We start from the raw sequence: 13,434 nt of genomic DNA on the forward strand, positions 1-13,434 counted from the left end.
TATTAGTTTTCATTATCAGGTAGGAGGATACAATAGAAACCCTATTACTAAGTAATACTAGTTAATCCCTAATATTGAAAAGATTGGATAGCTTCTTTCAAGTCATCTTGTAAACTATTTCTCTGGTCAAGTTGGACATAGACTTCCAACAGACAGGATCTAAAGTTGGAAAATTTGTAAAAATCCTCCCTTTCTTCTATCGGAAAATCAACCGTTTTTATCCAAGCAGTTACTTGCTCTTGCTCCAACTTCCCTTGTAAAATCGGTTCATAAAGCACTCTTGCTAAACGCCAATCTTCATCATCTGTAAAACGAATGGTAATTCTTTTAAACAGTTTGCCAAGTATGTCAAATACTTCATGAACTCTGTTTTTAGGAAAGTCTGGATGACAAACTACCTCTGTCAGTAAATCGGCTCCATGTGCAAAAGCGTGAACCCAACCATACTGACTTGAAAAACCTGTCGTGTCCTTTTCTTTTGAAAGATAGTGCAAACCTTGATTTAAAAGGACATTGCGAATTTCTGCTTTTAATCCCTGATAAAAAACCGATTGCTGGTTGGCATCCGCAAACAAGAGGTTTGCATAAACAAGTGCCCTAAAAGAACGTTCAAGTGTTGGCAGACCTACCTTATCAATCTCTTTATCTAGTCCTCCATCAGCTGAGACCACCTCAGCAATGAAATAAAATTGTTCCTGTGTAAATAGCTCTTCCTGAATCCCTCTAGCAAAGCTTGTAAAAACAAGGTCATCGCGAATTTCTGGAGAAGGATCTCCCAAATGGTCAAGCAACCACTGGATTTCCTCCTGATGATAACTTGGTTTTTCAACTGCTATTTTTCTTAGTAACTCTTGATACATGGGCAATAACTCTACACTTCTAACAACTGTTCAAAAAGCCGTCCTTAAATGACTTAATATTGAATTCTCAATTAAATACAATCTGATAAAAAATGAAGTAAATAACTATCAATACCAACTTACCGCAAGTTCAATTTTAACATCATGACCTTCAACGGCGTGTTTGAAAATAGCTACAGCCAAGCCAATTATAATGACGCTTAACAAACCCATAAACATCATTCTAGAACAATCTTTCTATCCCCCTACTCTCCCAACTGGGCACTGTAGGCAATAATCTGGTCAACTGTGTCTGACAAGAACTGAATGGTATCACGGAGTGGTTTGTCTGTTGAGATATCCGCTCCGATAATCATGGCTGACTCAAGCGGTGTCTTGCTGCCACCTGATTTGAGGAGGTTGAGCCAGTCTTCGGCTCCAGTTTCTGAATTTTTCAGATGGAGGTAACCCGCAGTCGAGATAACAAGACCAGCAGAGTAAGTGTAGCTATACAAGCCCATGTAGTAGTGAGCTTGGCGCATCCAAGTCAGAGCCGCATCGTCGTCAATTTCAATGGCACCTCCCCAGAAGTCTGTCAAGACTTCCTTCATAATGCTATTAAGCTTGCTTGCTCCAAATGTTTCTCCCTCTTCAATCAGTGTATAAACCTTGCGCTGGAAGGCTGCTTCCAAGAGGTGGGTAATGAAATTATGGAAGTAGGTATCTGTCAAGCGGTGGGCAAGAGCGAAGCGTTTTTGACGCGGATCGTCAGACTGGTGTTCCAAGTAATCACTTAAAAGCAATTCATTGAAGGTTGACGGCGCTTCGACATAGTAAGTAGACATGTGGGCGTTGAAGTAACTTTGGTGATTGTCTGAAAAGATGAATTGACCAGAATGCCCAATTTCATGAATCAGGGTATAGACATCACTCAAACGGCCTGTCCAGCTCATGAGGACATAAGGGTGCACGCGATATGGATCCGCCGCATAACCGCCAGAATCCTTACCACTATTGGCAGCAAAGTCCACCCATCGCTCTTCTTGATAGCGAGCAACTTCCTGACAATATTCTTGTCCCAAAGGTTCTACCGACTTCATGACCAAATCATAGGCATCGTCAATGGTCACTTCAGGATTTAGGGCGCTATCCAAGTCCAATTTCCAATCTGCAAAGGTCATCTTTTCAAGACCATTGACCTTGGCAACATGCTTGAGGTATCTCTGAGCGACTGGCGAAAATTCCTGCATAATGAGGTCAATCTGGCGATCAAACATGGCACGGTCCACTTCTTGCTCAGCCAAAAGATAATCAAAGACAGAGTCGTAACCCTTCATATCTGCCAATAATTTTTCAGACTTGACTTGGGCTAAATAGGCTGCCGCAGCTGTATTTTGGTGCTTACGAAGACCTTCTGAGAAGGAACGGAAAGATTTTTCACGAACCTCAGCATCCTCGTGATTTTGGTAGAAATTCTCATAGGTGACAAAGCTGTTTTTGTAGGTCTTGCCATTGACTTCAAAGTCGGCCATTTCAAAATCCCCAGCTCGCATCTTAGTGTAAATATCCTGCGGACTGTAGAAAACCTCGCCGAGATTGGTCAAGGCCTTCTCCACATCAGCCCCTAAATAGTGGGCTTTTTTTATTTTGGCCTGACGAATGGCAGCTGTTAAATGAGGCAATTTACCCAAACGGTCCAAGACTTCCTCATCTGCTACCATCAAGGCATCGTCAAAGAAGGTCAGAGCTACGCTGGCGTCTGTTTCAAATTCCATCCCAGCTTGGGCAATGTTGGCAAATTCGTCATTGCTATAGTCTGTCGTCTGAGGCATAAAGCCATAGTTGCCAATATGGCTCATCTGAATGTAGATTTGTTCCAATTCCGCAAAGGCCTTCTCGAAATCTTCAAAAGTGTGAAGATTGCCATTGTAGTCACGGCTAAACTGGTTGATGTCTTCACGAGCCTTCTCGATTGCACGCAAGAAATCCTCACGGTCTTGGTATAGGGCTGTTAAATCCCAAAGTTCCTTCTCTGGAAATTCTGAACGGTGTTTTTGTTCCATTTTCTTCCTCTTATTTCTCTAATTCTAATAAAACACTAAGGGCTGATAAAGCGTAAAGTGGTGCTGTTTCTGCTCGCAAAATACGAGGACCAAGTCCTGCTAAGACTGATCCCTTAGCTTCGAAACTCTCAATTTCTGCAGGTGACAGACCACCTTCTGGACCAAAGATAAAGAGCAGTTTAGCTCCTGTTTCAAGACCAGTGACCGCTTGTAAGAGCGCAGCGGCTTCTCCTTCTTTGGCCGACTCTTCATAGGCTACTATGATACGGTCAAATTGGTCAAGTTGGGCTAGAAAGTCTGCTTTTTTCTCAAAAAGCTTGATACTTGGAACAACATTACGCTTGCTTTGTTCTGCTGCTCCAAGGGCGATTTTTTCTAGTTTTTCAACCTTTTTGCCCAATTTCTTGCCATCCCACTTGGCAACCGACCAGTCGGCAGGAAAGGCCCAGATTTGGCTAGCACCCAGTTCGGTTACTTTTTGAGCGATGAACTCCAGCTTGTCCCCCTTGGGAAAGCCAGATGCGATGGTCACCTGGACTGGCAGTTCCACATTGTCATCTAGTTCTTCTACCAATTCAAACTGACGAGCTTCCACATCCAGCACGCGCGCCAAATGCTTGATACCATCATCAAAGACTAAGGTAACCTCATCATCTTCTTTCAGGCGCATGACCTGAAACATATGCTTGCTGGTCTCCTTGTCCTCGATAGTGACAGGAGAGACTGCACTGCCTTTGACAAAATACTGTTGCATGCTAGCCTCCAATCACACCGGAAATATCCTTGGTTTTCTTAAAGACACAGGCATTCCATTCCCCTTGAACCATGTGAGTTTCGAGGAAAAATCCAGCTGACTCAGCCGACTCGCGCACCATGTCCCACTTGTCCTTGATAATTCCACTCATGATGAGGTAGCCTTCATCCTTGACCAAGCGATAAGCATCATCCGTCAGATGAACGAGGATATCCGCCAAGATATTAGCTACAATCACATCTGCCTCAATCTCAACTCCCTTAAGCAAGTCTCCTGCTGCTACATGGATGTTTTCCATACCAGGGTTTAGCTCAATATTTTCCTGAGCAACTCGAACTGCTACATCATCCAGGTCGTAGGCAAAGATTTCCTTGGCACCAAGTAGCGAGCTGGCAATAGAGAGAACCCCTGAACCAGTCCCCACATCTAGCACAGTTTCGCCACCACGAAGAACCTGCTCCAAAGCAAAGAGGCTCATCTTGGTAGTTGGGTGGGTTCCTGTCCCGAAAGCCATACCAGGATCTAGCTTGATAATCTTTTCTCCCGCAGTCGCCTCATAGTCTGTCCACGACGGCACGATGGTCAAGTCATGAGTGATACGAGCTGGTTCATAGTATTTCTTCCAGTTGTCTGCCCAGTCTTCCTCAGCCAAGGCAGTCGTCCCCATCTTGACCTCACCCAAATCCATAAAGTCTGTCAATTCTGCCAGACGGGCCTGCAAGTCTGCCTCAACCGTTGCTACATCAACCGTATCAGGGTAGTAGGCTGTCACTACGATTTCTTCTTGCTGCTCAATCTCTGGGAAAATCTCGCCGAAGCGGTCAACATTTCCCACATAGTCCATACTATCTTCGATCGCAACACCTTGCGCTCCCAGCTCAATCAAGAGATTGGAAACCAACTCCTCTCCCTCACGCTTCACTGTAACTTTTAACTCTTGCCATGTTTCCATATTTAAGATACCAAGCCCGTAAAACACAAAGCCAAAATAGAAACTTCTCTGAAGACGCTTGTGTCTATGAGAAGTTTATCTTTTTGGCACAGTGTTTAGGGCGGGTTCAGTTTAGAAATTTAACCGAACCATCCTTTCTAATCACTTACTTTATAATAATCTTTTAATCTCTCTTGCAAATGAGGTACAACTTGACTGGAGCTAAGAAATTCCTTGACATTCATGAGCTGATAGCCCTGCCCTTCATCACCAAAGGTGATATTGTCAAACTGGTTCTGTGTTAACTGACCGACTAGAAATACAGATTGTTTATCCGCAAAAAGCATACTTGGATAAAACTTACTCCAAAGCAGACAATCCTCAGTCAAATGAATTCCCAGTTCTTCATAAACTTCACGCGCTGCGCACTCAAAAGGACTTTCATCCCCCTCGCGTCCCCCACCGGGCAGTTCCCACATATTGGGCCAGGGAATGCTTGCCTTATCATCGCGTAAGATAGTCAGAAGTTTATCCCCACAAAACAAAGCAATCTTACAGCCTGTGAAATCAGAAATCTCTATTTCCATGTCAAACTCCTAGTATCTCGGATAAGGGTAAAACTCTCCCTCTTCCAAGCCTACTTTTCCTTCTTCAAAGACTTCTTGGTTCCATTCCATGACAAATTCTTCTGCTTCTGGGTCTTCCAAAAAGTCCATGAGGGCATCTAGCCCAACCTCAGCAGTATCTTTAAGGAAAAGAGCAAAATATGCTAAAAATTCACGAGAAAATCCTTTTTTAGGCAAGTAAGGGATGACAGTCAAATAGTCTTCTGCATTGACTGTTGATTTAGCAGGATTGTAGAAAAGAACTGCTTCTTCAAAGAGAATGTCATCTGACGAAACCTCTCCATCTTCATCCACCATCTCCACACCTGCAGCATTTTGCGCTTCTAACAAAAAACTCACTTCAACCGCGTGGTTGCGCTTGTCCCAACTAATCTCATAATCAAAAGGAAAGTTCTTGTCCAACTCTTCTTGTAAAACATCTAAAAATCCATATGTTGCCATTTTGTCCTCTTTCTATGCGACTCTTAAATCGCCCCGATTGCTCGGAAATATGCTAAAATAGATACTACCATCTTACCACATATACATCAGAAAATCCACGCTAGAAAGGACTGCTATGCCAGACAATCTCGCGCTTCGCATGCGCCCTAAAACCATCGACCAGGTCATTGGTCAGGAACATCTGGTCGGGCCTGGAAAAATTATCCGCCGCATGGTGGAAGCCAACCGCCTGTCCTCCATGATTCTCTATGGACCTCCGGGAATCGGCAAGACCAGTATTGCCTCTGCCATCGCAGGGACGACCAAGTATGCCTTTCGAACTTTCAATGCGACAGTTGATAGTAAAAAGCGACTGCAAGAAATTGCGGAAGAGGCTAAATTCTCTGGTGGTCTCGTCCTATTACTAGACGAGATTCATAGACTAGATAAAACCAAGCAAGACTTCCTCCTGCCACTCTTGGAAAGTGGTCTTGTCATCATGATTGGGGCTACGACTGAAAATCCTTTCTTCTCTGTCACTCCTGCCATTCGCAGTCGTGTTCAAATTTTTGAGTTGGAACCTCTGTCTAACCAAGACGTCAAAGAGGCCCTTCAGATAGCTCTAAGTAATCCTGAGCGTGGTTTTGATTTTCCAGTAGAACTAGATGAGGATGCGCTAGATTTCATCGCAACCTCTACAAACGGAGACCTGCGTTCTGCCTTCAACTCGCTGGACTTGGCTGTTCTTTCTACCCCTGAGAATGACGAGGGCATCCGCCATATCACTCTAGACATCATGGAAAATAGTCTTCAGAGAAGCTACATCACTATGGACAAGGATGGAGACGGTCACTATGATGTTCTATCTGCCCTGCAAAAGTCTATCCGTGGCTCAGATGTTGATGCCAGTCTTCACTATGCTGCCCGCTTGATTGAGGCTGGGGATCTGCCAAGTCTCGCTCGTCGCTTGACCGTTATCGCCTATGAAGATATCGGTTTGGCCAACCCTGAAGCCCAGATTCATACCGTGACTGCTCTGGATGCTGCCCAGAAGATTGGGTTCCCAGAAGCCCGCATTCTCATTGCCAATGTCGTCATTGATTTGGCCCTTTCTCCAAAATCCAACTCAGCCTATGTAGCTATGGATAAGGCACTTGCTGACCTCAAAACATCAGGGCACTTGCCTATTCCGCGACACCTGCGTGATGGACACTACAGCGGAAGCAAGGAACTAGGGAATGCCCAAGACTATCTCTATCCACACAACTATCCTGGAAATTGGGTCAAGCAAGACTATCTGCCAGAAAAAATCCGCAATCATCACTATTTCCAAGCAGAAGATACTGGTAAATATGAACGGGCTTTGGCTCAAAGAAAGGAAGCTATCGACCGTTTGCGAAAAATCTGAAATCCTTTTCAAAAAATTGCACTTTCCTCTTGATTTTTTTTGAAAAAGTGGTATTATATAAACATAGAAACGCTGTGGTGTACGACTTCACACTTAAGTGTTGACCGACTATTTTTTGTATTATTAGGGAAACAAAAGTCTTCTAACAGCATGTAGGCCGTCTCACACGGAAACAGCTTCAGTTAGAGCGAGTTGCCCACCTGCTTAATTGCGCGGGTTCAATACAAACCGTGAAGTTTCGGCACCAATACAGCTTTTTTCTTTGCCTCCTTAGCTCAGCTGGCAGAGCAGCGGACTCTTAATCCGTGGGTCACAGGTTCGATCCCTGTAGGGGGCATCTAAATACAACAGGAAAAAGCCTTGTAAATCAAGGCTTTTTTTGCTTGTCTATAACTGATTTACCCCATCATTTGTCCCACATTTTAAATCTATCTTTTCTTTTTGAATCAAATTACATCTTTACAAATAGTGTAAAGCCAGTTACTTTTGCTTTGATGCCATACAATATTTTCATGTAGAGAAGACAAATTTTATCTTCTCTTTTTATTTTCAAAATAATAAAAACTGATTTTCTTTTCATAAATCAGACTGAAACTTCCAAATTTTCCATTTTGTTTATTGACATTTCCTCTAAAAAGGTGTATAATATTTTTATTATCAAACTATACTATACTATACTATATAGGGGGTATTGAAATGAAATTTTCTAATCGTTTACTGCTATTCCTTGCAGGAGTTGTTTTTGTCCTTTTAGGACTTTTCCTATTTACAAACCCAGTAGCTAATCTTGTTGTTTACAGCTGGTGGATTGCATTTGGTTTACTGGTTTCTTCTATAGCAGCTATTTTAGGCTATTTCTCTGTACCAAAAGAGCTTCGCTCACCAGCTCATCTTTTCCAAGGGATTGTTAATCTTCTCTTAGCTCTTTACCTCGTTGCCTATGGCTTTGTGACGCTGCCAGTTGTCATTCCAACTATTTTAGGAATTTGGTTAATTGTAGAAGCCATTATAGCTTTCTTTAAAGGCAATCGTCTGGGATTGATTTTCCCTATTATTGGCAACCATATCATGTGGATAGCGTTGCTTGCATTTTTACTAGGTCTAGTGATTTTGTTCAATCCAGTAGCTACAAGTGTCTTTGTCGTTTATGTCGTTGCCTTTGCATTTTTAATTGTTGGTTTCACCTATATCCTTGATGCCTTTCGTAAATAATCTAGCTGCCATTTTGGGCATATTAAAAAAGCTGGGAAGTTACATTCTCAGCTTTTTATTTGCCTTCTTAGATCAGTTGGTAGAGCAGTAGACTCTTAATCTATGGGTCGCAGGTTCGAGCCCTGCAGGGGGCACATCTAAATCAACAGAAATAAGCCTTGAAACCAAGGCTTTTTTTAACGTCTAATAGCTTTTTGTAGAAAAGTATTTAAAAATAGAAGAGAAGAGAATCTCTCACTCTCTTCTCAGTATATCTTATTAAATTTAGTTTTTCTTAATCTACCTGATTTTCCTTTGCAACGACAAATTCTTTAACCAGTCGATAGATAACAGCAAATACGGGGGTAAAGAATATCATTCCAAGTAGTCCGAAAAGATTCCCTCCGATACTAGCAGCCGCAAGCGTGAAAAGGGCTGGTAAGCCAATAGATTGACCCACAACTTTGGGATAGATAAGATTTCCCTCAATCAGTTGTATGATTTGATATAGAAGAAGAGAAAGTAAGGCTTGAGTAGGACTCACTGTGAAGATAAAAATCGCTCCCACAACACAAGCAATCATAGGCCCTACATAAGGAATGAACGATAGCACTCCTGCAAAGATACCTGTCATTACTCCATAGGGTATCCCAAACACGCTGTAACCAACCGCTATCATAACTCCTATGATAACTGCTTCAATCAGCTGACTCATCAAAAATTGGTCATAAGTCTCTAGTGCTACTTGTCCAATGTAAGTCAACTTTATCACCACCTTCTCTGGAAGAAAAACTTTTAGAAGTCGACTCGTCATCGCTGCCAAATGTTCCTTACTGGATAAAAATAAAAAGGTGAAGACTATAATCAAAAAGGCATTCATCAAACTTGAAAAAATATTGCCGATATTACTAGTCAGACCTGATAAAAAACCTATCAAAGCTTGGCTAATAGAACTAGATTGTCCCTGTATGCCTGATACGATAGTTGACAACATGTCTTTGGTTACAAATTCCGAGCTGCCTAGCAATTTCCCAAGTTGAGTAAGGACTGTTGAAAGGACTGTTCCCAGCTGACTAATAGTCTGGGCTAGGGTTGGCAGCACCAAAACCAAAAGAGCAATCACGATTAAGATAAGAGCTAGGAAAACAAGTACCATGGCAATCGGACGACGCAACTCTGCCTTTACCTTCAATTTAACTAAGTACTGTTCAATTTTTTTCATAGGAACATTAAGCACAAAAGCAATAACAGCACCATAAATCAAGGTTGATATTACATCAAAGAGAGAGATTGCTCCTGATATAAAGCTCGATGCATTCAGAATTACAAGAGTAACCAGCCCTATAAAAAGTATTAATGGGGTGTATTTTTTTACTAAATTCATAAATTCTCCTTAATAAACATGTTTAGATACGACTATACTATTTGGTTTTTCAAACTCTCGGTCAAGGTAAGCTTGGTAAGTTCCTGGTGCGATAAATCCTTTGGGTGAGAGGATATCGGTGCCAGCCTGACCGACTATGGTATCAGCCAAGAGCACACAGTTTGTAGATAAGACAAAGTAGGATTTAAACTTAGATTTGATAAATTTATAAAGTTCCCCATCTGTCTCATGTCTGATTTTATAAGCGTAGGTGTAGTCTTCCTTACCATCACCTGTCATGATTTTATCTGCACTTGGCTCCCATGGAATCGTCAGTTGTTTCAATTCAGCCAACTTTTTCTGAACTGCTTTTTCCATTTCAGGCGTCAAATCTATCCCATAACCAAAAAGCGTTTTTTGACTCTCACGTTTACATAGGTCAATGTACTTGTCACGATCACAGAAATATAAGACACCATCTCCTACCATGCCAAATAAGGTCTCAGAAGACGGATCATAGTTGCCATAAGAAATAACACGGCCTTGATAGCAGATATCCACATGACCAATTGCCGAAAACAGAGAGGTCTCAGCTGTATGAACAAAAATTTCAAGCTCCGCTGTCTTACCAGACTTCACCATTCCAAGATGGATATCCTCTCTCTCATCAGCATTTTCCTGCATGAATTTGTTGATTTTTGCTAAAGTTCTTGCAGGGATGAGAGCGGCTAGGACAATAGGTAAGCTAATTCTAATACGACGTTTGAGATGGTTTTTCCCAATTTCCCCTTCAAATAAGAAACCGTCACGGATATTGGACAGACCATAAAGGAAAAAATAAGCCCCTAATACAAAGAGTTGAAAGACAGAATTTCCTGTAGAGGACAAAAGACTAGTCCCACCAAGAAAAACTAGTACGAGTCCATCTAGTAAGAGACGAAAACGAGGTCGAATTTTGTTTTTGCGGTAGAGAACATAGGTGACAAGGTTAATACTAGCATGAAAAATCTGATAAACTCCAATCACAAGAGCCAAAATATAAATCGGCACATCCGTCGCAAGATTGGAGCCAAGCAAATATCCCAGCACTAACAATTTAACCAGTGCAACTCCCAAGGTGTCCGTTGACTGACTTTTTTTGAAAATACGTAATACTAAATCTAAGACCGTTGCTATCCAAGCTAAAAACAGAACCAGTCGAATAACTGTTACTGGCAACCAAGTCCCCGTGACCATCAAGATGAGACCTAGCAGAACAAACAAGAACCCCTGAGCAAGTAATTTCTTACCTGTCAGACCTAAAGATAGAATTTTCGCCATATAAAAACCTTTCAACAATAAAAATTAAACACTCCGATTAAACTGACTAGTAAATAGCCAACACTACAAACAGCCTGTGCCAGCAACATATGGTGACTAGAAATGACTGTAGTAATGTCACCATCTTGTCTTATGCACTTCTAAAATTTGTTATATTGATTAGAATCCAGAGCTTATAAAAACTAGCTAAACTCGAGAGATAGACACAATTGCGACGAAAAAATGTATAACCAATTCAACTTGTTAAGGTAAGAAAGCATTATTTCCAATCTATTAATTATTCATCTATTACCTATTATGACACAATATTCCCTATAGTTCAACTTTTTACTTGTTTTTATATTACACGGACTAAAAAGTTTTCAACAGTTGATTGCATTTGTTTTAATAAGTTTTAACCTTTCTTGGTTAGATAAAAAAAGAACCATACAGTTTAGAATCTGTATGGTTTTTGCCCCACTTTTGTCCCATTTTTAAATCATGACATTGAAAATACCTAAAATCACTTATATTTCAATATTTTTAATTGCTCTCAATATGAAAGTCCTTTCCAAATCCCTGTAGGGGGCATCTAAATCAACAGGAAAAAGCCTTGATTTACAAGGCTTTTTTGTGTAGTCTTAGCACTAAAAAACGATAGAAAAAACACCCCTTCTGAACTGCACCCCAAAAGTTAGACAGAAAAAACCTAACTTTTGTGGCGCAGTTCATTCGCGTCACATGAAGTTATTTAAGCATCTCCTTTTTTTTTACCATTTTCTGTTATAATAAATTGTACTTCTAAAATAGAAAGGTCTTAAGATGACAACTCTTATTAAACATAAACGTGTAGAATTTTCAGAACTTTTTTATGACTTAGTTTTTGTTTTTGCAATTTCAAAAGTAACTACTTTAATTGACCATCTTCATAACGGTATTTTGACTTGGAATTCTTTCCTTGATTTTCTCATTGCTACTTTGTTTCTCATCGATTCCTGGATGATTCAAACCGATTATACCAATCGCTATGGAAAGAACTCTTTATTTAACATAGTAATCATGTTTATCAAAATGGGAATTTTACTCTTTATAGCCAATATGATTGGACCTGATTGGCAACAATATTTTCATTATCTCTGTTGGGCTATTGGTACATTAACCCTTACCTTATTTTTTCAATATTTGGTTGAATTTTTTAGAAAATCAACCGATGATGCTAATCGGGAAAGTATCAAAGGTTTTCTATGGATAACAGGTCTAGGAAGTTTAGGATTCTATCTAGCAGCTCTTCTTCCTATTTACCTTAGAGTCTATATCTTATTTGCTAGTATTCTGCTAACATTTATTATGCCAAGTATCTTGCTTAATAAAGATAAGCATTACCAGGTAAATCTCCCCCATTTAATCGAGCGCATCTCCCTTCTTGTCATTATTATGTTTGGAGAGATGATTACGGAGCTAGCTAACTTCTTTACAATCGAGAATTTCTCGATTTATTCGGTTCTTTATTTCATTATTATGATTTCTCTGTTCTTGTTTTATTTTGGTCAATTCGACCATGCTATTGATGAAAAATCTAATCAAAAGGGACTATTTCTAATTTACAGTCACTATCCTATTTTCATTGGACTTCTTATGATGACCGTTTCGATGAGTTTTCTTCTGAATCCTGAAGCTAATCGTCTCTTTGCAACCAGCTTCTCTTATATCGGATTTGGCCTCTTTCAAGCTGCTGTCCTAGTAAATGGGCCCCATAACAAACACTATCTTCGCTATTCGAAAAGTTACTACTGTGTCCAAGCGACACTCTATCTGGCTGCCTTGATTCTCTCTTTAATCTTTGCTTCTAATCCTATAATAGTAGTGAGTATAACAACCATTTTAGCTCTAGCTATAGCCATTCATTTTATTTATTTTTATATGACACAGAATAAAAAATATTCCAAATCTAACTGGGGGCTCTTTTAATGAGTTTATAACATAAAAAAGCTTTGGGAACCAAGGCTTTTTTGATTTCTATCTAAACTTTTTCATAAGGTATTTTCGTGCAGGTGCTTCAACTATTTGAACGATTTCAAATCCTTCTTTTTGATAAAGGTGCTGAGCTGCTTGATTTGCCTCGAAGACATTTAGAGAAATACTATCTATGTCTCCATTTTCAAAGACCAAACTAACAAATTTCCTTAAAGCCTGCCTACCTAAGCCTTGTCCCTGTTTCTGGGGATTGATAAAAAATCTTCCAATATGAAGATTGCTGTCTTCTTGCCTGATTTTCTGGATAAGCCCCACAAACTCGTATCCATCAAAGATTGAAAAGAATCCTTCCAAATCTTGCAAAACTTGAATTGTCAAGGGAAAAGGAATCATTGGTCCCATCCATTGTTCTTGAAAGGATTTGCCTAGGGAGTTGGACCATTTGCATACGAGCTGAGCGTTTTCTGTGCTCACCTTTTCTTCAAAACGAACTATCATCTTTGCCTCACCATCTTATCTATGTTTCTCCATTATACTACTTCTCCTATTTTTTACGAATAGATAAG

12 protein-coding genes and 2 tRNA genes are annotated in these 13,434 nt (G+C 40.4%); 5 read left to right on the forward strand and 9 right to left on the reverse strand.

Features of this window, described 5'->3' with window-relative positions:
- Positions 1–68: 68 nt before the first annotated feature.
- The 6 genes from B7703_RS06720 to B7703_RS06745 all read right to left on the reverse strand — a co-directional run bounded on the left by B7703_RS06720 (position 69) and on the right by B7703_RS06745 (position 5,654).
- The gene (locus tag B7703_RS06720) at positions 69–860 is read right to left on the reverse strand and encodes a DUF2785 domain-containing protein (protein ID WP_049488282.1); all 792 of its coding nucleotides are present in this window, start codon (positions 858–860) and stop codon (positions 69–71) included.
- A 245-nt stretch (positions 861–1,105) separates the two neighbouring features.
- Entirely contained in the window at positions 1,106–2,902 is a 1,797-nt protein-coding gene (gene pepF / locus B7703_RS06725; protein WP_049551482.1) for an oligoendopeptidase F, read from the reverse strand.
- A 10-nt stretch (positions 2,903–2,912) separates the two neighbouring features.
- The gene (locus B7703_RS06730) at positions 2,913–3,656 is read right to left on the reverse strand and encodes a 16S rRNA (uracil(1498)-N(3))-methyltransferase (RefSeq protein ID WP_084924138.1); all 744 of its coding nucleotides are present in this window, start codon (positions 3,654–3,656) and stop codon (positions 2,913–2,915) included.
- Between the two features lies 1 nt (position 3,657).
- A complete protein-coding gene (prmA, locus tag B7703_RS06735; protein WP_084924184.1) occupies positions 3,658–4,608 on the reverse strand; it encodes a 50S ribosomal protein L11 methyltransferase in 951 nt (316 codons plus the stop codon).
- 137 nt (positions 4,609–4,745) lie between these two features.
- Entirely contained in the window at positions 4,746–5,174 is a 429-nt protein-coding gene (locus B7703_RS06740) for an NUDIX hydrolase (protein ID WP_084924140.1), read from the reverse strand.
- A 9-nt stretch (positions 5,175–5,183) separates the two neighbouring features.
- On the reverse strand, positions 5,184–5,654 hold the full coding sequence (locus tag B7703_RS06745; protein WP_000257133.1) for a DUF3013 family protein: 471 nt from the start codon (positions 5,652–5,654) through the stop codon (positions 5,184–5,186).
- Between the two features lie 115 nt (positions 5,655–5,769).
- Between B7703_RS06745 and B7703_RS06750 the strand changes: the two genes are divergently transcribed.
- From B7703_RS06750 to B7703_RS06765, 4 genes are all read left to right on the forward strand, one after another.
- Entirely contained in the window at positions 5,770–7,041 is a 1,272-nt protein-coding gene (locus B7703_RS06750; protein ID WP_070482993.1) for a replication-associated recombination protein A, read from the forward strand.
- A 264-nt stretch (positions 7,042–7,305) separates the two neighbouring features.
- A tRNA-Lys gene (locus B7703_RS06755) sits at positions 7,306–7,378 on the forward strand.
- Between the two features lie 359 nt (positions 7,379–7,737).
- Positions 7,738–8,253 (forward strand): DUF308 domain-containing protein, encoded by a 516-nt coding sequence (locus B7703_RS06760; protein WP_033681462.1) that lies wholly within the window; start codon positions 7,738–7,740, stop codon positions 8,251–8,253.
- 61 nt (positions 8,254–8,314) lie between these two features.
- Positions 8,315–8,387, forward strand: a tRNA-Lys gene (locus B7703_RS06765).
- Positions 8,388–8,527: 140 nt separating this feature from the next.
- On the opposite strand, the gene B7703_RS06770 is transcribed toward B7703_RS06765, so the two are convergent.
- Together B7703_RS06770 and B7703_RS06775 are read right to left on the reverse strand one after the other, a co-directional pair.
- Positions 8,528–9,616, reverse strand: a complete 1,089-nt coding sequence (locus B7703_RS06770) for an AI-2E family transporter (RefSeq protein WP_084924141.1) — start codon at positions 9,614–9,616, stop codon at positions 8,528–8,530.
- Between the two features lie 9 nt (positions 9,617–9,625).
- On the reverse strand, positions 9,626–10,915 hold the full coding sequence (locus tag B7703_RS06775; RefSeq protein ID WP_084924143.1) for a hypothetical protein: 1,290 nt from the start codon (positions 10,913–10,915) through the stop codon (positions 9,626–9,628).
- 801 nt (positions 10,916–11,716) lie between these two features.
- Here B7703_RS06775 and B7703_RS06785 point away from each other — a divergent pair.
- Positions 11,717–12,862 carry a low temperature requirement protein A gene (locus B7703_RS06785; RefSeq protein WP_084924144.1) on the forward strand — a complete coding sequence of 382 codons (1,146 nt, stop codon included), beginning with the start codon at positions 11,717–11,719 and terminating at the stop codon, positions 12,860–12,862.
- A gap of 48 nt (positions 12,863–12,910) precedes the next feature.
- Here the strand turns inward: B7703_RS06785 and B7703_RS06790 are convergent, their stop codons facing one another.
- The gene (locus B7703_RS06790) at positions 12,911–13,366 is read right to left on the reverse strand and encodes a GNAT family N-acetyltransferase (protein ID WP_061588673.1); all 456 of its coding nucleotides are present in this window, start codon (positions 13,364–13,366) and stop codon (positions 12,911–12,913) included.
- Positions 13,367–13,434 lie beyond the last annotated feature (68 nt).

It is taken from the genome of Streptococcus mitis, assembly GCF_002096735.1.
Classification (GTDB): Bacteria; Bacillota; Bacilli; order Lactobacillales; family Streptococcaceae; genus Streptococcus; species Streptococcus mitis_CZ.